Here is a 22,307-nt window from a genome sequence, read left to right on the forward strand (position 1 = left end):
CCTCCTCAAGCCTGCGGCTACCAGACTTTCCACTCAGCCGAACGGGATGCCCACATCTCGTTCAGCACCGTCTTGTCCCGCAGCGTATCCATCGGGTGCCAGAAGCCATGGTGACGGTAGGCCATCAACTCGCCCTGCTTGGCCAGTTCGTCCATCGGCCCCCTCTCCCACATGATCTCATCGCCCTCGATGAGATTGAGGACAGACGGGTCCAGGACGAAGAAACCGCCGCTGATCCAGGTGCCGCCATTTTCCGGCTTTTCATTGAAAGTATGGACCCGCGGATCCTGATCTTCCAGATACATAGCACCAAAACGGCCGACCGGCTGCACTGCAGTCACGGTTGCGCTTTTGCCGTGGTCATTGTGGAATTTCAGAAGCGCGGTCAGGTCTATGTCACCAACGCCATCACCATAGGTCATGAAAAACGGCTCGTTGCCGAGAAGATGCCGAATCCGGGCAAGCCTACCGCCGGTCATCGTGTCTGCGCCCGTATCCGCCAGCGTGACGCGCCAATCTTCGCAAGGCGGGTCGAGATAGGTAACTTCCGATGTTGCAAGATCGAAAGTCACGCTCGATCCACGCATCCGGAGGTCTTCAAAGAACTTCTTGATCAGATGTCCCTTGTAACCGCAGCACACGATGAAGTCTTTCACGCCATGAGCGGCGTATATCTTCATGATGTGCCAGAGAATTGGCTGCCCGCCAATCTCAACCAAAGGCTTTGGTACAGTCGACGTCTCTTCAGAAAGTCTTGTTCCAAGACCTCCCGCCAAAATTACAGCTTTCATAGTAAAACACGCCATCCGCTCTGTGAGATCCGCAAATGGAACTCACATTGAAATACTAAGGATACTCGAATGCTGGCAATTTCACGTGATGACCCAAGCAAAACATAATTTAACGGAGCGAGCAAGAGGTTTTTAATTATTGTTAAGCTTTAAATAATAACTCGACAGTAATAAAACCGTCACCCAGACAATTGGGCTAAGTTATCCATCACTCGACGTGATATTAATGGCCATCGCGCTTACGTTGCGACTGCCTTGGCAGCCAGGCACGCATCGGACGCCAGAGCCAGAAGCCTTGCCCTTGAGCACGCCACGACGACGTTAGTGTGCGTCAAACAGCTCAAAGCGGCCACCGCCGAGCTTCAGCCTCAGGCCAAGACCCAGCAGCGTTGCGCCGTAAGCTGCCGCGCCGAAACCGGCAATCATGACCATCTCCAAGAAATCGGGGATTTCCAGACCGGCGAACTGCATTCGCAACCAATAGACGGCAACGACCATCACTGCGCCGGCCACCGCGACCTTCCACAGATTCCGGATCTGCCGTCGGAACCCGAGATTGAGGAGCTGCCGCAGCTGAAACACGTAGTAGCCCCCCATTACTGCGGCCATCAGCAACCTTGCGTAGATAACGCCCTCGATCGAAAAGAAATAGAAACCGGCCGTGACAGCGATTGTGCGGAGGATGAAATCGATCAGATTTATCCGAAACAGAAGATCTGGACGATCAAGGGCAAGACTAAGAGAAGTCAGCGTCTGGAAATAAGGCACCGGCAGCATGGAGATGGACAGCATGGCCAGATAAGGGGCAGCCTCGGCCCATTTCGGCCCGAGCAGAAGATTAGTGACCAGATCCGCCGTCAGGGCGATGCCGAGCGTGGCAGGCACGCAGATCAGCATGGCGATGCGGATTGCCTTCAGAAATGCCTGGCCGACCCTTGCCCGGTCCGAACTCATCTTCGAAAATGCAGACATCAGAGGCTGCAGAGCCGGACCGATGAAGCTTTGCGTCGGTATCAACGAAACGTCATTCGCCACCGTATAGCGGCCAAGCAAAGCTTTCGGAACATATGCACCGATCATCAGCCGGTCATATTGCCAGTTCAGCGCAGACACGACCTGCGATGCGGTGAACCACCCCATGAAACCGGCAAAATCACCAAGACGCTGAAGAGAGAGAGCCGGGCGATAGCGGGCAAAAACATAGGACATTATTGTCGTTACGCTTGCCGCGACGACGTAATTGGCGACGAGCGCCCAATAACCGCCCTCCGTATAGACGATGACGATTGCGGCGATCAGGCCGCAGACCTTACTGGTCGTCTCGGCAATAAAGGTCGGGCGGAAATCGATATTGCGGGCGAAGTAGACCATTGCCGGACTGTAGAGCCCCTTGACCACCGTGCCGATCGCCAGAATACAGACAACGGGTACCAGCTCCGGATCACCATTGATCCAAGAATATGGCCACGCGCAGCCGATTGTGAGCGCCGCAACAGCGATGCCTCGCAGAACGGCGAGCGTGAAGCCCGTATCCAGATGCTGCTTGTCTATCGTGGGAAGGCGCACGAGTGCCTGGGTAACCGGCACCTCCAATATACTGTCGATAATCAGCACCAGCGCCATGGCCAAAGCCGTGACGCCGAAATCGGCGGGCACGAGCAGGCGCGCCAGGATGAGAAGATTGATAAAGTCGACAACGCGGCCGAACAGGCGCGAGAAGATCAGCCAGGACGCGCCTCTTAACGTGGCAAATGCAAGCATCGACGACCCAACCCTCAAACAAAAGAGACCGTCAGCAAGCCTTCGAGAACAAGGCTCACTTACCTAGAAAACGCCCTTCCGTCCGACACGAAGAACCGGCACGGAAGATGTGACAGACGCGAATTCAACCTAGTCGAAGCGGAGCGTCACCGATCGATAGATGTCGATAAAGAGCGCCAACAGACCTTTCGACTAGATCAACGATACACACAAACGGCCGATAATCTATACTGAAATCAAAGATATCTCGAAATATGTCGTGATTTATGAATTGTTAAATTCAAACTTATTGTGCATTTCCTGCATTGACACCCCAGTAATTATAGTGCGGATTTGATATATGTGATATTTATTGAAAGTATTGTTAGCCTTCTGGCCAACTATGGGGGAGAATCGATGCTTGATTCTTACAAGTTGCAGCCGGAAACGGCATCCGAAGCTGACGTCTACGATGCAATCATCCTGGGCGCGGGCATAACCGGCCTTGTTGCTGCATCCGTACTCCTTCGACAAAACAGCACGCGCATTGCGATTGTCGACGAATATCAACACATTGGCGGAAACCACATCGACTGGTCGGCCAATGGCTTCACCTTCGACATCGGCAGCCTGATCTTTCAGGATGACTCCCCACTGCTAAAGCATTTTCCGGAACTGCTCGAACATTACGTTCATATCCATCCGACGTGGGGAAGGCTCAACCCTCAGAGGAAGATTACGCGCTACCCGATTTCGATCGTTGACGACATCCTTCGCGCCGGCCCGGTTGGTATCTGCCGAATTGCCCTCTCCATCATCCATGCGCGGATCCGGCGCCGTCGGCTGCGCAACGCCAAGGATTTCGCCAGGTTCTGGATCGGCGGCTACCTGCTCAAGCGTTCTGGGCTGGAGAACTATATGGCACGCTTTTACGGCGTTCCACCCGAACATATCGACCTGGAACTGGCCGAAAAGCGCATGATGTGGATCAAGGAGCACTCGTCGCTGCGAGGCTTGCTCCGGAAAATGCGCCAGAGGAAATTGCCGCATCTAAAGAACAAGCAGCTGGCAAGGCCAAAGGCAGGCTATGCGGTGCTTTACGAGCCAGCCAAGATAGGCCTCATCGAAAAAGGGGTGACCTTCAGGCTTGGTACGCTGATATCCAAGGTGGCGAAGGACAATGAACAGTTCATCCTAACGCCAGCACAAGGCAAGAGGATAGCGGCTGCGCGAGTGATCTCGACCATGCCGATCAACATCATGTATCGACTTTGCGGGCTGGAACAGGAAAAGCCGCTAGAGACAATCACGCTTATCAGTCTCTATTTCAGCTTCTCGGGCGATCGCGGGTTTACCCAATCCATCCTTTACAACTTCTCCTATGAAGCTGCATGGAAGCGGCTGACGATCTATTCCGATTTCTATGGCCGCAATAACGGCCGCGAATATTTCGCCGTCGAGGTCGTCAGCAACGACACGATCACCAGCATTGAACTTGCAGAAGCAGAATTCAGGGCGCATGTTGCCAGCAACGCCATATTTAACGGCGACCTGAAGCTGGAGGGCGGCCAGGTCCTTAAAAACGCCTATCCGATCTATACGCACGGCGCGCCGGCGGAAGCTGCCCGGCAAATCGATCGACTGAAACAGTTCGGGATCGAGTCCTTCGGCCGCCACGGCGCATTCAACTATCAACCTACAGCCAGAGTTTCGACATTAGAAGCGGAACGGGCTTTGGGCTATCGTCACCCTGAACCCGCAGATAATCCGGAACGTCGGGAACAGCAAGACAAGAGACTTGAGCTTATTCCATGTAAAAACGGATAGTAACCGAACATGCGTATTATGCATCTTCTTAACCACACTTACCGGCTGAACGGACACGTCCATGCAGCAGTCGATCTGGCATGCGAGCAAAGAAGGCTCGGTCACGAGGTGTGCATCGCCAGCGGCGGCGGCGATTTCGACGAGCTGCTGGCAAGCAACCATGTAGCGACCCGCATCGTCAATCACGAACGGAAACCTCTGACGGTTCTCCGATCGGTCGCGACATTGAAACATCATGTCAACGAGTGGAAACCTGACGTCATCCATGCGCATATGATGACGAGCGCCGTATTCGCATATCCGGTCTGCAAGCTGTCCGGGATTCCGCTGGTCACCACCGTTCACAACGAATTTGAAAAAAGCGCCATACTGATGGGGCTTGGCACAAGGGTGATCGCCGTCAGCGAATCCGTCAGCCGCTCCATGCAGCAGCGCGGAATTTCGGCGAAAAAGCTGCATGTCGTGCTCAACGGCACGATCGGCACTGCACGTTTTGCCAATAGGCAAGCGGCGCCTGCAGATCTTGCGCATCCGAGCATCCTGTTCGTTGGCGGATTACACCCGCGCAAGGGGGTCGTGGACCTCATACAGGCATTCAAGACCGTTCACGCCACATATCCCGCAGCGCGGCTTTTCATCGTCGGCGGCGGCCCCATGGGCGAAGAATATCGGGAACTGGCCAGGCAGACGGGCTGCGGCGACGCAATCACCTTCGTCGGCTCGCTCGAAGATCCCTATCCCTACATGCTGGCGGCGGACATATTCGTGCTGCCGTCGCTCGCCGATCCTGCGCCTCTGGTGATTTCCGAGGCGCGCGAGGCGCGCTGCGCCATCATTGGCACAAAGGTCGATGGGATTCCGCAGTTGCTGGAATTCGGCGAAGCCGGGATACTCGTGCCTCCATCGGCACCGGAGATGCTGGCCGCGGCCCTTGCCGACCTCCTTGCCGATCCCGCCACTCTTCGCGAATGGCAGGAAAAGAGCCAGATTCGCATCGACAACCTGACCATAGAACGCGTCGCCTTGGAAACGACGACGGTCTACCGGTCCGCCATGGCAAAACCGAAATTCATCGGCGCGACGCGTCAGGCTGTCTGATCCATATTTTTCGGCCGGTCATCGAATCCCGCTCTGAAGCAAGGACGCGGCAGGTTTCACTCACCTGCCCCCGGAAAACTGTGCCTTTTTGCCTGACCCGCAGGCCCATAACCCGAAGCGATCTACATTCTTCTGACAACCACCGCGCCGACAGCCGCCACAGGCCAGTCGGCAAGTCATTGATTCATCGAATTAATATTTCTACTTAAGCCACGACCTATTTTATTTGCAGCGCAACAATTAAACTTGAATCAATAAATATGGATGCTCTTATTCACATTAATTAATTTTCGTTTAACATGACGCCACAAATACAGTCTAAATAACTCCGACAGATACCCACTCAGCAGGCATAGTTCAGAATCTATAGTACTGAGGTTAGGTTCGATGATCACGCGTAGCAAGAGTATTGACCAACAGGGTCAGTTAAAAGCGGCAGCAGAGATGGCGTTCAACAAGCTGACGCCGACAATATTTCACGAACAATGGTGGCTGGAAGCTGCCACAGGCGGGCGGGTCGAGTTCGTCGAGGTAACCGATGGCGGACGAACGGTCGGGCGCCTTCCCTATACGGTCAACTCCCGATACGGCCTGACGAGCAGCAACATGCCGACGCTGACGCATTTTCTCGGCCCCGGCATCGATGACGGTGGCGGCAGCGAAGCCAATCGCTATGTCAAACGCCATTCGATCACGCAGGAACTTATCCGCAAACTCCCGCCGCTTTCATCCTTCCGTCAGAAGATGCATCGCGGTGTATGTGACGCCCTGCCCTTCCAGGCACAGGGTTACAATGTCCAGGTTCAGTTCACTTTCGAGATCGAGCCTTACCCGGACGCCGTGATCTGGAAGGCGATGCGCGACAAGACACGCAATGTCATCCGTCGTGCCGCGGAGAATTTCGACGTTTACGAAAGTTCGGATCCGGAAGCCTTCTTCCACCTTTCTGCGGCCCATCTCGAAGAAAGGAGCCTGCAGGCCAATATCGATTTCGGCGCTTGCAAGGAGGTCGCGATCCAGGCGGTCACTCACGGACGCGGCCACATCTGGGTCGCGCGCGAGAGCGCAACCGGCAGGCCAAAGGCGGCAATTTTCTGCGTCTTCGACAACAGCACTTATTATTACCTGATGTCGACCCGCGCACCGGATGCCGGCAACGGCGTCGTACCGCTTCTGCTCTGGAACGCGATCCAGTCTGCGGCGGCTATGGGCCGTGTCTTCGATTTCGACGGGATCGTCAACGCGGGATCGATCCTGCTGTTCTCCGGCTTCGGCGGCAAGACATCGCCCCGCTATATCGTTACCAAAGCCAGCATGCCCTATCGCGTGCTGCGACAGATCCGCCGGATGGATTCCTCGGTCACCAACACATTTTGCTGAAATGTGGCTGGGGCGCCAGGATTCGAACCTGGGAATGCCGGTACCAAAAACCGGTGCCTTACCGCTTGGCGACGCCCCAACACTTCCGTGACCGCATGAAAATGCCGCACGGCAGGCGCTTCCTCTAGCAAAGCTTTATCCCGCCCTCAACGGCTATCTTCGTTCATCCGCCTATTTTCCTTGCGATAGTTTTTGGAATAAAGCGGGATATGGCGAAGGAAAAGGCTGACAAGACGCAGGGCATGGCAAGCGATATGGATTTCGACACCGAATTCTCTCCGGACTACGGCCATGCCGTACCGATTGCGCAGGGCGTTCAGCGACTGACGGTCAACAATTCCTCACCCTTCACTTTTTACGGTACCAACAGTTATATCGTCGGCAAATCCTCGCTGGCCGTCATCGATCCCGGCCCCGACAACGAAGCGCATTTCGATGCGCTGATGCGGGCCATCGATGGTCGGGAAGTCAGCCATATCTTCGTCAGCCATACGCACAGAGATCATTCGCCGCTGGCAGCGCGCCTGAAAGACGCTACGGGTGCATTGACGGTAGCAGAAGGTGCACATCGCGCAGCACGGCCATTGCACGAAGGGGAGATCAATCCTTTTTCCGAAAGCGCCGATACGGATTTTCTGCCGGATATCGCGATTGCCGACGGGCAGGTGATCGAAGGCGATGGATGGGCGCTTTCGGCCATTCACACGCCCGGCCATACGGCGAACCATTCCGTCTTCGCATTGGAGGATACCGGCATCGTGTTTTCGGCCGATCACGTGATGGCCTGGGCGACAACGATCGTTGCGCCGCCGGACGGATCCATGGCCGATTTCATGGCCTCTGTCGAAAAGCTGCTAGCCCGCAAGGACCGGATCTATTTTCCCGGCCATGGTGGCCCGGTGCGCGAGCCTGCTTCATTCCTGCGGGGCTTGCGGACCCATCGGCGGATGCGGGAACGAGCCGTGATGGAACGCATTCTGGCGGGCGACAGACTGATCGCCGACATGGTCAAGGCCATCTACGTGAACACCGATCCCAAGCTGCATGGCGCGGCAGCGCTTTCGGTTCTTGCCCATATCGAAGACCTTCTTGAAAAAGGTCGAGTAGCAACCGATGGGCCACCCTCGCTGCACGGGATCTATCGGCCGGCCTGACAGAATTGCCTGTCGCTTTGCTTACGCAATCCGGTTGCGACTTTAGAGCATTTCCGCCTTTCTTCGAAACGCGAAACGGCTCTATCGCGTTGTTTTAACGCAATTCCGGACGCAAAACCGGTTCCCACTTTTGCTGGAATTGCTCTAGCCGCCAGAGAGCCCGAGCAGTTCGGCGTCGAGGCGGTCGAGAAAATCCTCGGCGATCTCCGCACCGAAACCGAGATCATGCGGCCCATAGCGAGAGACGACACGGATATCGACAAAGGTCGTTTCGGCATCCTCGCGCAAACGGATGACAACATCGAACCGCAATCCGGCGATCAATGTGCGGGTCGCACCCTGCAACACGACCTCGGTCGGATTACCGACAGCGCCGTCCAGTGATGGTTCGGGCCGTGGCAACGGCACTGGCGCGATATCCGGGACCGGCGCTTGGTCATCCTTCGGCGCGCTTCGCTCGGTCCGGTCAGGCTCGACCAGCGAAAGCCCGTCGGTCTTTGCAATCGCAATTCTGGCGGACAGGGATGCCTTGCGGACCCCATCATAAACACGGTCAAGCGCACCCTCATACCGCCTGCCGATCAAACCCGGGTAAGCTGCGAACTGGGCACGCCGCTCGCCTGCCGCAGGCACCGGGGGTCTGGGAAGCCAGCGCTGGGCGAAATGCAATTCGGAGATAAAAGCCGGCGGATCAGCCAGATCGGTGGAAATGTCGTAAATTGCCGGCTTCGCATAATATTGCACGGCCCCATAAGCGACTGTGCCAAGCGGCAATGCCGCATAGATCAGCCCCTTCATGGCCGCAACGCCGCCATCGGCCCCAACCTGCCACAAGCGAACAAGGCCAACGAGCGAAAGCGGCAGGGATACGGCAGCGATGGCTGCGGACAGGAACAGAAGCGCCAGGAAATCCGGTTCGTTCAACGGGCCGAAACGATGGGCCAGAGCCACAATCACGAACAGCAGCAATGCCGACAAAGCCAACCGCCGGCCAAGATAAGCGGATTGGGAAACGGGCCGGACGAAACGGACAGTCATTTTGCGGCGCAAGCTCCGGACGAAACAATCAAGACTGTGTAGGACAGGTGTCGCAAGAATGGAATCTCAAAGCATCGTGGGCCACTGCTGACGCCCTCTGCTGCCGGTTTTTCCACCTCGATTTTTTTCATGCCCCGCGCATTTCATCGTCGAATGCTCTACATACCTGTTCGCGGCTCTTCCGTGCGACCTGATGGAGCATGACCATGCGTCTTTACCGAATTCTCATCCCCTCGGCACTGCTTCTCATTCTGGCCTCGTGCCAGACGATGACACCGGAGGAGCGGCGAGCGGCCGACGAGCGCGCCTGCGCAGGCTACGGTTTTCGTGCCAAAACGGATGCCATGGCGCGATGCCTGCTCGATATCGAACTCGACCGACGCGCACAGACCCGCTCGATGATGGAACGCAACGACCAGATGTTCTGGCACTCGCCGATCGTGGTCGAACGGCGCGTGATCGTTCACAGACCGTAAGACCCCGCTACTGCCTGTACTGCAGCTCTATCCTGATGCCTTCGGGGCCATAGACGAATATCTGACCGATACCTGCTCCCGGTATCTCATCGTGTTCGAGACGATAACCGGTCGCCGTCGCCCGGCTGATCGCATCGTTCCGATCGAAAAAGGCGAAGGCTGCGTGGTTGAGCATACCTTGCGGAAAATCCTCCGGGCGCTCCACGACATTCAGATGGATGGCGGGATGGCCCTCGAGATAGAGCCAGTGGCCCGGCATGCCGAATGGCGGGCGATACCCCTCCTCCACGCCGAGAAGCGTGGTCAAAAAATCGATCATCACAGCCGCATCGCGGGTGTGGATGTTGACATGATCGAGATTCGGCATCGTCCCCTCCCCAGGCTTTCCGCCAGGGGCATACTAACATGAACGGCCAAGTTCACGCCATCCTGAGCCCCCTTCACGGCTGAAGGGTCAGGTGCTGCGTTTGGCGATAGCGGCCTGGGCTGCAGCGAGGCGCGCCACCGGCACACGGAAAGGCGAGCAGGAGACATAGTCGAGATCGGCATTTTCGCAAAAGTGGATCGATGCCGGGTCGCCGCCATGTTCGCCGCAAATGCCCATCTTGAGATCAGGCTTGGTCCTGCGGCCGCGCTCTGCGGCAATCTGGATCAGTTCGCCGACGCCATCGAAATCCAGCGAGACGAAGGGGTCGTGTTCGATGATGCCCTTTCGCTGATAGGTCGGGATGAAGGTTGCCGCGTCATCGCGCGACATGCCGAATGTGGTCTGCGTCAGGTCGTTGGTGCCGAAGGAGAAAAATTCGGCGGTTTCGGCAATGACATGGGCGCGGATCGCAGCGCGCGGCAGCTCGATCATGGTGCCGGCGAGATAACCGATTTCCATGCCGGTCTCGCTCCAGACGTGGCCGGCTACGGCATCGATGACGCCCTTGACGTAATCGAGTTCGGCCCTGAGGCCGACCAGCGGCACGAGAATTTCCAGCTCCACCGGCTCGCCGGTTGCCTTTGCCGCCTCTGTCGCAGCCTCGAAGATGGCGCGCGCCTGCATCTCGGCGATCTCGGGATAGGAGATCGCAAGGCGACAGCCGCGATGGCCGAGCATCGGGTTGAATTCGTGGATCGCATCGATGCGGCGGGCAAGGAAATCGGCGGACATGCCCATGGCACGGGCAACGTCGTCGATCTCGGCTTCCGTCTTGGGCAGGAATTCATGCAGCGGCGGGTCGAGCAAGCGGATGGTGACCGGCAGGCCGTGCATGATGGTGAAAAGCTCGGTGAAATCCGAACGTTGCAGCGGCAGAAGCTTTGCAAGCGCGGCGCGGCGGGCAGCCTCGTCCTCGGCAAGGATCATCTCGCGCATCGCGTGGATGCGATCCCCTTCGAAGAACATGTGCTCGGTGCGGCAAAGACCGATACCTTCCGCCCCGAAGGAGCGCGCGGAGCGGGCGTCCTGCGGCGTATCGGCATTGGTGCGCACCTGCATGCGACGCGCCCTGTCGGCCCAGGCCATCAGTTTGCCGAAGTCACCGGAGAGTTCCGGCTGTTGCATGGCGACGCGGCCCTTGAGGATTTGGCCGGATGAGCCATCCACGGTAACGATGTCGCCTTTTCTGAGCGTCACGCCGCCGGTTCCGGTCAGCGTTTCGTTACGCAGATCGACCCGCATCGAGCCAGCGCCGACGACGCAAGGGATGCCCATGCCGCGCGCGACGACCGCCGCGTGGCTGGTCATGCCGCCGCGTGTCGTCAGGATCGCTTCTGCCGCGTGCATGCCGTGAATGTCTTCCGGACTGGTCTCAATGCGCACGAGCACGACACGTTTTCCTTCGGCTTCCGCCGCGACCGCCTGTTCGGCGGTGAAAACGATCTCACCGGTCGCAGCCCCCGGCGAGGCGGGAAGGCCCGAGCCGATCTGGTGGCGGGGAACGCGCGGATCAATGGTCGGATGCAGTAGCTGATCGAGCGACGGCGGGTCGATACGACAGACCGCTTGTTCCTCGGTAATCAGCCCCTCCTCGACCATTTCCACGGCAACCCGCATGGCGGCCTTGGTCGTGCGTTTTCCCGTGCGCGTCTGCAGCATCCAGAGTTTTCCGCGCTCGACGGTGAACTCTACATCCTGCAGGTCCTGATAGTGCTGTTCGAGACGATCGCAGATGCCGCGGAATTCCTGGAACGCCTCCGGCATCAGCTTTTCCATCGACGGCTTTTCGGAGCCGGATGCAAGCCGGCCTTCCTCGGTGATCGACTGGGGCGTACGGATGCCGGCGACGACATCCTCACCCTGGGCATTGGCGAGAAACTCGCCGTATAGGGCCTTTTCGCCGGTGGACGGGTTGCGGGTGAAGGCAACACCGGTGGCTGAGGTGGAGCCGAGATTGCCGAAGACCATGGCCTGGACATTCACGGCAGTACCCCAGGTTTCGGGGATGCGATGGAGCGTGCGGTAGGTGACGGCACGGGCATTGTGCCAGCTGGAAAACACCGCGGCGATCGCCTTCCAGAGCTGGACATGCGGGTCCTGCGGAAAACTCTCGTCCAGTTCGTCCTCGATCAGGCGCTTGTAGAGCGTGACGACATGCTGCCATTCAACGGCGGACAGATCCGTATCGTGCTGGCGGCCGAGGCGGCCCTTTTCGTCTTCCAGCACCTCTTCGAAGATTTCGTTATCGAGGCCCATGACGACATCGGCATACATCTGGATGAAGCGGCGATAGCTGTCCCAGGCAAAACGGGCGTCGCCGGCATCATGGCCGAGCGCCTGCACCGTTTCATCATTGAGGCCAAGATTGAGGACGGTATCCAGCATGCCGGGCATGGAGGCGCGCGATCCGGAACGGACGGAGAGAAGCAGCGGCCTCTCGCTGCCGCCGAAAATACGGCCGGTTTCCTGCTCGACGGCTTTCAAACCTTCCAGCACATCGGCCTTCAGGTCGTCGCAAATCTTTTTGCCGTTTCGGAAAAATTCGTGGCAACAGTCACAGGTAATGGTCAGTCCCGGAGGTACGGGAAGGCCAAGGCTCGCCATCTCCGCGAGATGCGCCCCCTTGCCACCCAGCAGCGCGACATCCACGGCACCGCCGTCTGCCTTGCCGCCACCGAACCAATAAACCCGTTTCGCCATACCTGCCTCCCCGCTCTTTTTCTCCGAAATTCGGAGCTTTTGCAACAGCTTGGGAAATCAAGGCGGCAGGATTATGTGCGCTGCAGCATTATGCAACAGGCAATTTGGCGCAATTCTGAGGCGAACCCGAACGAGAGAGGGATAAAAGCTTTGCGGGGCCGGATCACACTCGGCCCCGCAAAGCCTTCCGCGCAGGACAGGAAACCCACGCGGGGGGTACATATTCGCCGAATGGCCTTTGCGCCCAAAGACGCCCCCCAGCCCCCGCCGAATCCGTAATTCTGCATAGCCATATACCACATCCGGCGCATCCCCTATATGGGTGAAACAACGTAGATGTGACTAGAAACAATTATGACAGGAAAAACTGTCGATAATTTCAGCTTGCCTCGCGCAGCAGTTCGGCAGCCTGCAGGTCGACGGAAACCAACTGCGAGACACCCTGCTCCGCCATGGTTACGCCGAACAGCCGATTCATGCGCGCCATGGTGATCGGATTATGGGTGATGATGACGAAGCGCGTCTCGGTCGAGGCGGCCATCTCGTCCATCAGGTTGCAGTAACGCTCGACATTGTGGTCGTCGAGCGGCGCATCCACCTCGTCCAGCACGCAGATAGGTGCTGGATTGGTCAGGAAGACGGCGAAGATCAGCGCCATCGCGGTCAATGCCTGTTCGCCGCCCGAGAGAAGCGTCATGGTCTGCGGCTTCTTGCCTGGCGGACGGGCGAGGATTTCAAGCCCGGCTTCCAGCGGATCCTCGGATTCGATCAGCTGCAATTCTGCCGTACCGCCGCCGAAGAGATGGGTGAACAGGCGCTGGAACTGGGCGTTGACCACATCGAAGGCGGCGATCAGGCGCTCGCGCCCTTCCTTGTTGAGGCTCTGGATCGCACCACGCAGCTTGCGGATCGCGTCGACCACGTCGTCACGCTCGCGGGTCAGGGTCTGGAGCTTGTCGGAAAGCTCCTTCTGTTCCTCGTCGGCACGCAGGTTGACGGCGCCGAGCCGCTCGCGCTCCATCTTCAGGCGATCGACCTCGCGCTCGATGGCGCGGATATCCGGTAGCGGCTGCCCAGGCTGTAGGCCGGCGAGACGCAGGACCTCCGGTGGCGAGACATTCAATGCCTCGCGAATGCGCTGCTCGCTTTCATGGCGGCGCTCGGCGGCGGACACCAGACGTTCCTCGGCACGGCCACGCTTTTCGCGCACATCCGCCAGTTCGGAAAGAGCGATGGCGGCACGCTGGTCGGCCTCGCGCTGGCGGGTTTCGGCAATAGCCAATTCGTCGGCGGCACGCTTTCGCGCCTCTTCCGCCTTCTGCAATTCGGAAAGCAGGCTGCGACGGCGGTCGTCGACCTCCTCGGGAGCGGCCTCAAGTTCGACGATCTCGTCGCGGGCCTCTTCCTCGCGCTCGCGCAGGCTTTCGATATGGGCGGCGGCGCTGTCGGCGCGAGCCTTCCAGGACGAGCGTTCCTGGGCGATAGCTGCGATACGGCGCTTGCGGGCTTCGAGCTCCCGGCTCAGGCCTTCATACCGGGCACGTGCTTCCGCCAGCCGCCCGCGATCGGTGGCGACGGTTGCCTGCTGGTCACGCAGGCGGTTGTCGAGATCAGACAGGTCCGGCGCGTTTTCGAGTTCGATACGGGCGTTTTCGCCCTGAATATCGACATCCTCGATCTGCGTGTCGACCTGATTGAGCGCTTCGGTCACCACATCGCGGCGACGCATGAGATCACCCGAGGCGCGTTCGGCTGCGGCCAGCGCCTCACGCGCATCGGCAACCTGGCGCGTGGCAAGCCGCACCCGGTCACGCGCATCCGCAAGCATGCGCTCGCTCGTCGCAATTTCGGCGACGGCATCGGCGAGCAGGCTTTCGCATTCGGCCAGAACATCGCGGGCTTCATCGATCTCGGCTTCGAGTTCGGACAGGCGGTTCTTCTGCGACAGGCGCAGGGCGGCGGCACCGGGCGCTTCCGATCCGGTCACATGGCCATCCCAGCGATAGACGGCGCCTTCTTTGGTCACGAGCCGCTGGCCGGGCTTCAGCGATGCCATCAGGCTCTGCGCGTTGCCGGCCGAGGCGATGCCGATCTGCGCCAATGCGCGGTTAAGTTCCGGCGGGGCCGTTACACGAGCTGACAGTGGTTCGACGCCATCCGGCAGGCGCGGATCGCCGGAGGTATCGCCACTCACCGACCAGTAGCTCGGAGCTGCGTCATCGACCGGGCTTTCGAGATCATCCCCGAGCGCCGCACCAAGCGCCGCCTCATAACCGCGCTCGACATGCATCATTTCGGCGACCGGCACATAATCGCCGGAAGCGGCACCGGCAGCGAGCATCTTCCTGATCGTACGGGCTTCGGTCTCCAGACCGTTGACCCTGGTCTTTGCATCCTCGACCGGACGGCGGGCGGAGACTTCGGCAGCGCGGGTGGAGTTGAGTGCGGCTTCCGCCTCTTCGGCAGCGGCGGTCGCATCCTCCAGAGCGATCTCGGCGGCTTCGACCAGCTCGGCCTTTTCAGCCGGGTCATCCAGCGCGTCCAGACGTTCGGAAACGGCATCGAGTTCGGCCGCCGCATCCTGCCGCTGGCGATCGAGGCGCTGGCGGCGTTCGGCAAGATCGCGGATCAGGCGTTCGAGCTGGTTGCGACCGGCCGCGGCTTCGGCGCGCTCGCCGGTGATCGTCGCCAGCAGCTGTTCGCTTTCGGCAAGGGCTGCACCCGCTGCCTCGAATGCTTCGCTGAGCTCGGCGCTTTCGGCACCGCTATCGGCCAGCATGTCGTTCAGCTCGGCCTCTTCCTCGTCCAGTTTTTCAAGGAAAGACGTATTGTCGGCGGCGAGCTGTTCCTCGCGGCGAATATCTTCGGCCAGTTGCGCCAGACGACGGGTCAGTTCGTCGCGACGCTTGAGCAGCCGTCCTGCTTCTTCTTCCAGCTGGCTGCGGGCGATCTGCAGGCGCTGCAGGGCGGCACCGGCTTTCGCCTCTTCCTCGCGCAGTTCCGGCAGCTTGAGGCTGGCGACGGCCTGATCCTTGGCCGCTTCCATCTGACCTTGCGCCTTTTCGGCGACCGTGACGGTGATCTGGTTCAGCGCGGTCTGGGCTTCCAGTTCCGCCTGCTCGGCCTCGACCCAGCGGATATGCAGCAGCATCGCCTCGCGGGCGCGGATATCGGCGGACAGCGACTTGAACCGGTTTGCCTGACGGGCCTGGCGTTTCAGGCTTTCGATCTGGCTTTCCAGCTGGACGACGACATCTTCCAGCCGTTCCAGATTGGTTTCGGCGGCGCGCAGGCGCAGTTCCGCCTCGTGGCGACGCGAATGCAGGCCGGAAATACCGGCTGCTTCTTCCAGCAATTGCCGGCGGGCCTGCGGCTTGGCGTTGATCAGCTCGCCGATACGGCCCTGCCCGACCATGGAGGGCGAGCGCGCGCCGGTGGAGGCGTCTGCAAACAGCAGCTGCACATCCTTGGCACGGCTTTCCTTGCCGTTGATGCGGTAGACGGAGCCGTTCTCCCGCTCGATACGGCGGGTGACCTGGATCTCGTCGGCATCGTTGAAAGCAGCCGGTGCGGTGCGATCGAAATTGTCGAGGTAAAGCCCGACCTCGGCGGTATTGCGGGCGGGGCGATTGCCTGAACCGGAGAAGATGACGTCGTCCATGCCGGACGCGCGCATGTTCTTGTAGGAGTTTTCGCCCATCACCCAGCGCAGCGCTTCGACAAGGTTGGACTTGCCGCAGCCGTTCGGCCCGACCACTCCGGTCAGGCCGCGCTCGATGAAAAATTCGGTCGGCTCGACAAAGGACTTGAAACCGACGAGGCGCAGCTTGTTGAACTTCATGCTGCGCCCCTCACTCTCCCGATGGAGAGAGCGTTATCAGATGCTGTCGAAAAGCGCCGACATGGATTCAACCGACATGTCCCCAGAATACTTCTTCCCGTTGATCAGGAAGGTCGGCGTGGAGTTGACGGTGAATTCATCCGCGCCACGCTTTACCGAAGCATTGATTTCATCGAGAAGCTTCTGGTTCGTCAAGCAGGCTTCGAAAGTCTGCTGTGTGTAACCGGCAATCTTGACCGTCTGCATCAGCGCATTGCGGACATCCTTGTCAGCCGGGGCCGCCCAGGCGCGCTGCTGCTTGAACAGCATGGAGACCATCGCGAAATACTGTTCCGGCGTTGCCAGTTCTTCCGGCTTCTGCGGGTTGCTGCGTGCCAGCATGAAGGCGGCAGTTGCGACCGGATCGAACGGGAATTCGCGGATGATGAACTGCACCTTGCCGCTATCGATATACTTGGTCTTGATCGGGTCGAAGGTGACGTTGTGGAAGTTTGCGCAATGCGGGCAGGTCATCGACATGTATTCGATGACCTTGATCGGGGCATCTGCACTGCCGAGCGCCATTTCCGGCAGGGTGCCGGGCTTCAGCGCTGCAGCCATGTCGACATCGCCCTGCGATTCCGGCTTTTCCTGAGCGAGAGCATCGGTAACGCTGAGCGGAAGGGCAAGAGCGAGCGCTGTGACGGCCACACCGCCGAGAAGCGCGCGTCTGGTCATGGTCATATCGTTCAAAAGCATAGGACACCCGTTTGAGAGCAAATAAGGAAAGATTGGAACCTCCGTATCCCGGCGCTCAATCCTCGGCAAGTTGCCGATAGGTAACTTACTTCAAAGAATTGTGACGAAAGCTGGGAAAACCGGGGCTCAAGCCCAGCTTCACCTCAACGTGTGCGCTTTTGCTGCATCACTGCGGTGCCCAGACGCTCGACCGCCTTGCGCAGCGCCTCGCTTTCGATGCCTTCCATCATGTTATGCAGCTTGCGGGCCGGCTCACCCTTCAAGGGGCGCGGCGTGCGCGGATGCTTGAGTTGCGGCGAGACCGGTTTCTGGACGATGCGGATCTGGCGCACGGCCGGAAAACCGAAGAAGCTGTTGATGCGGCCGATCAGTTCGCCCTGGGCATGGGTCAGGAACAGCGCGCGTGCGCCCTCGCAGGCAATCGTCAGCACGCCGGGCGTGTAACCGTCGTCCCGGTAACCGTCATTGCGCGCCCAGGTGATCTTTTCAGGCCGGGTGCAATCGGCGAACTCCTCGCCGGCGATTTCGTCCCAGGAACCGAGAAGCGCCGTCGAGATGCCGGCGCGCTTGGCCAGCACCGGATCGATGATGCCGTTGGCGATCTCGGCGATCTGATTTGCACCCTTGCGGTTGAAAGGCGTCTTCTTGGATGGGTAATTCATCGCTGGATAACCGGTCTCACAGACTTGAGCCGTCCTTGATGCCGGCGCATTCATCTTCCAAGTATAGGGCACGCACCCCTAAAACGGCAAACGATGCTCGATACGTTATCCCCGATACCCACGCTCACCCACGCAGCAAAACTGCTTTCCTGGTATGACCGCCATCACCGGGAACTGCCGTGGCGCGTCAGTCCGTCCGCGGCGAAGGCCGGGAAACGGGCCGATCCCTATCATGTCTGGCTTTCCGAAGTGATGCTGCAGCAGACGACCGTTCAGGCGGTCAAACCGTATTTCGCCAAGTTTCTGGAGCGCTGGCCGAAGGTGACGGATCTGGCGGCCGCACCTTCCGAAGACGTGATGGCCGCATGGGCAGGGCTTGGATATTACGCCCGCGCCCGCAACCTGAAAAAATGCTCCGAGGCGGTAGCCAACGACTATCGCGGCATATTCCCTGATACCGAAGAGGGACTGCGCGCGCTTCCCGGCATCGGGGACTACACGTCCGCGGCCGTTGCAGCGATTGCCTTCAACCGGCCGTCGGCCGTCATGGATGGCAATGTCGAGCGGGTCATCTCGCGGCTCTATGCTATCGATGCGCCACTACCCGGCTCCAAGCCCGAGATGAAGGCAAGGGTGCGCGAATTGACACCGACCGACCGACCCGGTGATTTCGCTCAGGCGATGATGGACCTGGGGGCCACGATCTGCACGCCGAAGCGCCCTGCCTGCGCGCTCTGTCCCTTCCGCGATGACTGTCTGGCGCTGGCGGAACACGAGCCGGAGCGTTTTCCGGTCAAGGCGGCGAAAAAGGAAAAGCCGATCCGCGTCGGCGCAGCCTTTGTCGCCGTGACCGAGAATGGCGAGATCTTGCTGAGACGGCGCGTCGAAACCGGCCTGCTCGGCGGAATGACCGAAGTGCCGACCACCGCATGGACGGCGCGGATCGATGGCGGAACCGATGTCGACCATGCGCCCTTCTACTCGGATTGGCATTCGTGCGGCGCCATTACCCACGTCTTTACCCATTTCGAACTCAGGCTTTCGGTTTTCCGCACGCGGGTTCCTGCCGGTAAAGAGCCGACAGGCTGGTGGGTGCCTGTAGAAAAGCTCGATGACGAGGCTTTGCCGACTGTCATGAAAAAGGTAATCACTCAGGCTATTCCGACAGCCTTTGCAAAACACTGACCGCAGGAAACATTATGGCAGACAAGATCGACCACATCGTCTTCGATATCGGCAAGGTTCTCATTCACTACGATCCGAACCTGCCGTTTTCGCGCATCATTCCGGATGCCGAAGAGCGGAAATGGTTTTTCCAGAATGTCTGCACCCATGACTGGAACCTGGAGCAGGACCGCGGCCGCAAGTGGGAAGACGCAGAAGCTCTGCTGATTGCCCAATATCCCGAGCGGGAAGAGCATATCCGCGCATTTCGCAAATACTGGCCCGAAATGGTGTCGCATTCCTATGACGACAGCGTCGCCATCATGCTCGGGCTGATCGACAAGGGCCATGACGTGACGATGCTGACGAATTTTGCGGCCGACACTTTTGTCGAGGCACGCAAGATGTATCCGTTCCTCAATTCGACGCGCGGTATCACCGTGTCGGGCGAGATCGGACTGATCAAGCCGGACGTGGCGATCTACGAACGGCATGCGAAGGATTTCGGACTTACGCCGGAAAACTCGATCTTCATCGACGATACGATGGTCAATGTCGAGGGCGCGCGCGCCGCAGGCTGGAAGGCCGTGCAGTTTACCGGCGCCGAGAAGCTGAAGCAGGATCTCATCGCTCACGGCATCGATGTCTAGGTAACACCGGCTTGGCGCAGCTATCGTCAGCAGGCGAAGGCTGCGCTGCGCACGCGACCGATGACATGGAGATCGGCGGATAGTGCTTCGCCGATTTCCTGTGGTGGATAGGAGGCGTTGTTGTCGGCCAGAAGCTGCAGCCCTCCCCCGACAAGTCGCTGGATGCGGCGGATGACGAGGCGCTTTTCGATCCGCAATGCGTAGATGCCGCCATCGGCCAGATCACGGTCACCGGTATCGACGAAGACCGGAGACTGGTCGGCGATCGTCGGGACCATACTGTCGCCTTCGGCCAGCAATGTGGTGACGGTGTCCGGATCGAGGCCAAGCCTTGCCCAATAATCCTCGATCACAGCGGCGGCAGCGGCAGATGACGGCCTGATCTCGTCATAACCGTGGATATAGGGCCGCGACGGGGTATCCATCAGGCCGGGCGGCAAGGGCACGCGCGTGGCTGCTGCCTGGTCGAACAGGTCGATGCGGATGCCGTCGTCTTCGAAGGACCAGTCTCCGCCGAGATAACGCGAGGCAATACCGGCCTTTTCCGCCATCAGGCCCAGCGTGGCATAGGTCGGATCCTTGATGCCATGGCGATAATTGTCGAGCGTATTGTCGGAAAGTTCCGCCGCTTCGGCAGCCTTCGTGCGGCCGCCCAGCATTTCGCAGAGGACCAGAACCTTGAACGACGTGGCGCGCCGCAGAGCATCCAGCTGCAGCTTTTCCCAGCCGCGCGAAAACTTTGCCAGCTTGGCCTCTATCTTCGCGGCGACATCGCCCTCAAGTGGAATTCTCATTTCCATCAAACCCTGAGTAGAAATCAGTTTACAGGTGAAAATATTTTTACTAGCCTGCCGAGGATTTCACCACTGGCGGACGGATATGCAAATCCAGATTAGCCGGCGAAATCACAACTGCAAGTGGATTTCATCCTTTCGAGCTGCCGTCATTGTCGCGAGCGGCGGTGAGCTTTTTTTGCCAACATGAAGCGATTGCAGTCTCCGATGTCTCATCCTGACGAACTGACGCAGACCTTCGAGGCATCCGAAGAAGAATTTGCTCGCACCTATGCCTTCGAGATGACGGACGGGCTGCGCAAGCGTGTCACGCTTGTCCGCTCCGGCCGTGGCCTCACAGTCGAGATCACCTATGTGGATGGAGCGGTCACGGATGCGACGAGCGAGACATTCGAGGCTGACGGCCCAGTGCGCATCAGCATCACGGAAAGTGGTGTCTATCTGGCGGGTTGCCGCGATCTTCTGGCCGGACGCGTGCGGCTGCGGCGTACCCGCTTCTTCTGAAAAAGTATGGCGCCCGGGTACAGCCACCCGGGCGCCGATCATCCTCTTCAGGGACTAGAGGTACAAAACCCGAAGAGGAACTCTGCGATACTCCCCAAGGTCAGGGGTCCGACTGGTGGTTCAGTCGAGCTTGGCGAGATCGTTGCGGATGACGACGCGGAGTTCATCGATGGGACGCAGGGACTGGCCGTCGTCGAAGTGCCAGAAGGTCCATCCGTTGCAGGCATCAAAGCCCTGTACCTTTGCGCCGAGCCGGTGGATCGAACCGGCATCACCGCCGGATGCCAGCGTGCCATCGGCGCGGATGATCGCGCTGTAACGACGACGGACATCGGTCAGAACCTGGCCCGGCTTCAGCAGGCCGGCCTCGATCAGCACGTTGAAGGCAACACGCGGCTCGGCCTTCTTGCCGGTCATCACGGTCAGTTCCGCCTTGCCGAGCGGCTCTACCGCTTCGATGCGGGCGGAAGCGGCGTCGATATAGTTCTGTTCGCGCTCGATGCCGACGAAGTTGCGGCCGAGGCGCTTGGCCACGGCACCGGTCGTACCGGAGCCGAAGAACGGGTCGAGAATGACATCGCCCGGCTTGGTCGAGGCCATGATGACACGGGCGAGCAGCGCTTCCGGCTTCTGGGTCGGATGCACTTTCTTGCCGTCTTCGCCCTTCAGGCGTTCACCGCCCGAGCAGATCGGGAACAGCCAGTCGGAGCGCATCTGCACGTCGTCGTTGGAGGCCTTCAGCGCATCGTAATTGAAGGTGTAACCCTTGGCCTTGGCATCGCGGCTGGCCCAGATCATCGTTTCATGGGCGTTCTGGAACCGGCGACCCTTGAAGTTCGGCATCGGGTTGACCTTGCGCCAGACGATATCGTTCAGGAGCCAGAAATTCAGGTCCTGCATAATCGCGCCAACGCGGAAGATATTGTGGTAGGAGCCGATCACCCAGATCGTGCCTGCCGGCTTCAGCACGCGGCGGCAGGCGAGCAGCCAGGCGCGGGTGAAGGCATCGTACATTTCAAACGAGGCGAACTGGTCCCATTCGTCATCAACCGCATCGACGACCGAATGATCGGGACGGTGCAGCGTGCCGCCGAGCTGGAGGTTATACGGCGGATCGGCAAAGATCGCATCGACGGAATGGTCGGGGAGCGCTTCCAAGGCTGCAACGCAATCACCCTTGATAATGGAGTTAACCCATGCGTCGGGACGGACCTGATGCTTCAGGTCAGACAGCGGAAGAACAGCAGCCATATCACACTCGCTACGCTATACATAAAACGAATTTATCGGCTGTTATGGTTACCCAATCTGGTTACCAAATGC

The 22,307-nt window shown here is 59.2% G+C and carries 18 protein-coding genes and 1 tRNA gene; 8 read left to right on the top strand and 11 right to left on the bottom strand.

What is annotated here, in order from left to right; translation table 11 throughout:
• Nucleotides 1-17: 17 nt before the first annotated feature.
• Together rfbF and HNQ72_RS11200 are read right to left on the bottom strand one after the other, a co-directional pair.
• Nucleotides 18-791 carry a glucose-1-phosphate cytidylyltransferase gene (gene rfbF / locus HNQ72_RS11195; protein WP_183992329.1) on the bottom strand — a complete coding sequence of 258 codons (774 nt, stop codon included), beginning with the start codon at nt 789-791 and terminating at the stop codon, nt 18-20.
• A 321-nt stretch (nt 792-1,112) separates the two neighbouring features.
• Entirely contained in the window at nt 1,113-2,552 is a 1,440-nt protein-coding gene (locus HNQ72_RS11200; protein WP_183992330.1) for a lipopolysaccharide biosynthesis protein, read from the bottom strand.
• A gap of 342 nt (nt 2,553-2,894) precedes the next feature.
• Here HNQ72_RS11200 and HNQ72_RS11205 point away from each other — a divergent pair, with 342 nt between their 5' ends.
• From HNQ72_RS11205 to HNQ72_RS11215, 3 genes are all read left to right on the top strand, one after another.
• The gene (locus tag HNQ72_RS11205) at nt 2,895-4,358 is read left to right on the top strand and encodes an NAD(P)-binding protein (RefSeq protein WP_308422344.1); all 1,464 of its coding nucleotides are present in this window, start codon (nt 2,895-2,897) and stop codon (nt 4,356-4,358) included.
• Nucleotides 4,359-4,367: 9 nt separating this feature from the next.
• Nucleotides 4,368-5,456 (top strand): glycosyltransferase family 4 protein, encoded by a 1,089-nt coding sequence (locus tag HNQ72_RS11210; protein WP_183992331.1) that lies wholly within the window; start codon nt 4,368-4,370, stop codon nt 5,454-5,456.
• A gap of 387 nt (nt 5,457-5,843) precedes the next feature.
• Nucleotides 5,844-6,836, top strand: coding sequence for a GNAT family N-acetyltransferase (locus HNQ72_RS11215; protein WP_244654391.1), 993 nt, complete (start codon nt 5,844-5,846; stop codon nt 6,834-6,836).
• 4 nt (nt 6,837-6,840) lie between these two features.
• On the opposite strand, the gene HNQ72_RS11220 is transcribed toward HNQ72_RS11215, so the two are convergent.
• Nucleotides 6,841-6,915 (bottom strand) — tRNA-Gln (locus HNQ72_RS11220).
• A gap of 163 nt (nt 6,916-7,078) precedes the next feature.
• Between HNQ72_RS11220 and HNQ72_RS11225 the strand changes: the two genes are divergently transcribed.
• Nucleotides 7,079-7,990 (top strand): MBL fold metallo-hydrolase, encoded by a 912-nt coding sequence (locus HNQ72_RS11225; RefSeq protein ID WP_183993101.1) that lies wholly within the window; start codon nt 7,079-7,081, stop codon nt 7,988-7,990.
• Nucleotides 7,991-8,134: 144 nt separating this feature from the next.
• On the opposite strand, the gene HNQ72_RS11230 is transcribed toward HNQ72_RS11225, so the two are convergent.
• Nucleotides 8,135-9,028 (bottom strand): DUF1499 domain-containing protein, encoded by an 894-nt coding sequence (locus HNQ72_RS11230; protein ID WP_183992332.1) that lies wholly within the window; start codon nt 9,026-9,028, stop codon nt 8,135-8,137.
• Between the two features lie 206 nt (nt 9,029-9,234).
• Between HNQ72_RS11230 and HNQ72_RS11235 the strand changes: the two genes are divergently transcribed.
• On the top strand, nt 9,235-9,504 hold the full coding sequence (locus HNQ72_RS11235; RefSeq protein ID WP_183992333.1) for a hypothetical protein: 270 nt from the start codon (nt 9,235-9,237) through the stop codon (nt 9,502-9,504).
• A gap of 7 nt (nt 9,505-9,511) precedes the next feature.
• Here HNQ72_RS11235 and HNQ72_RS11240 read toward each other — a convergent pair whose 3' ends face one another.
• From HNQ72_RS11240 to HNQ72_RS11260, 5 genes are all read right to left on the bottom strand, one after another.
• Nucleotides 9,512-9,871, bottom strand: coding sequence for a VOC family protein (locus HNQ72_RS11240; RefSeq protein WP_183992334.1), 360 nt, complete (start codon nt 9,869-9,871; stop codon nt 9,512-9,514).
• Between the two features lie 87 nt (nt 9,872-9,958).
• Nucleotides 9,959-12,631 (bottom strand): pyruvate, phosphate dikinase, encoded by a 2,673-nt coding sequence (ppdK, locus tag HNQ72_RS11245; RefSeq protein WP_183992335.1) that lies wholly within the window; start codon nt 12,629-12,631, stop codon nt 9,959-9,961.
• Between the two features lie 379 nt (nt 12,632-13,010).
• Entirely contained in the window at nt 13,011-16,472 is a 3,462-nt protein-coding gene (locus HNQ72_RS11250; RefSeq protein WP_183992336.1) for a chromosome segregation SMC family protein, read from the bottom strand.
• A 36-nt stretch (nt 16,473-16,508) separates the two neighbouring features.
• Entirely contained in the window at nt 16,509-17,210 is a 702-nt protein-coding gene (locus tag HNQ72_RS11255) for a DsbA family protein (RefSeq protein WP_183992337.1), read from the bottom strand.
• A 143-nt stretch (nt 17,211-17,353) separates the two neighbouring features.
• On the bottom strand, nt 17,354-17,872 hold the full coding sequence (locus HNQ72_RS11260) for a DUF721 domain-containing protein (protein WP_183992338.1): 519 nt from the start codon (nt 17,870-17,872) through the stop codon (nt 17,354-17,356).
• Nucleotides 17,873-17,965: 93 nt separating this feature from the next.
• Here HNQ72_RS11260 and mutY point away from each other — a divergent pair, with 93 nt between their 5' ends.
• On the top strand, nt 17,966-19,057 hold the full coding sequence (gene mutY / locus HNQ72_RS11265) for an A/G-specific adenine glycosylase (protein ID WP_183992339.1): 1,092 nt from the start codon (nt 17,966-17,968) through the stop codon (nt 19,055-19,057).
• A 14-nt stretch (nt 19,058-19,071) separates the two neighbouring features.
• On the top strand, nt 19,072-19,686 hold the full coding sequence (locus tag HNQ72_RS11270) for an HAD family hydrolase (RefSeq protein WP_183992340.1): 615 nt from the start codon (nt 19,072-19,074) through the stop codon (nt 19,684-19,686).
• A 26-nt stretch (nt 19,687-19,712) separates the two neighbouring features.
• Here HNQ72_RS11270 and HNQ72_RS11275 read toward each other — a convergent pair whose 3' ends face one another.
• Nucleotides 19,713-20,480 carry a S24 family peptidase gene (locus HNQ72_RS11275; RefSeq protein ID WP_183992341.1) on the bottom strand — a complete coding sequence of 256 codons (768 nt, stop codon included), beginning with the start codon at nt 20,478-20,480 and terminating at the stop codon, nt 19,713-19,715.
• Between the two features lie 207 nt (nt 20,481-20,687).
• On the opposite strand from HNQ72_RS11275, the gene HNQ72_RS11280 reads away from it, so the two are divergent.
• The gene (locus HNQ72_RS11280; RefSeq protein ID WP_183992342.1) at nt 20,688-20,984 is read left to right on the top strand and encodes a hypothetical protein; all 297 of its coding nucleotides are present in this window, start codon (nt 20,688-20,690) and stop codon (nt 20,982-20,984) included.
• Nucleotides 20,985-21,104: 120 nt separating this feature from the next.
• Here HNQ72_RS11280 and HNQ72_RS11285 read toward each other — a convergent pair whose 3' ends face one another.
• A complete protein-coding gene (locus HNQ72_RS11285) occupies nt 21,105-22,235 on the bottom strand; it encodes a site-specific DNA-methyltransferase (protein WP_183992343.1) in 1,131 nt (376 codons plus the stop codon).
• Between the last annotated feature and the right edge of the window lie 72 nt (nt 22,236-22,307).

This window comes from Aliirhizobium wenxiniae (assembly GCF_014201355.1).
GTDB lineage: Bacteria > Pseudomonadota > Alphaproteobacteria > Rhizobiales > Rhizobiaceae > Neorhizobium > Neorhizobium wenxiniae.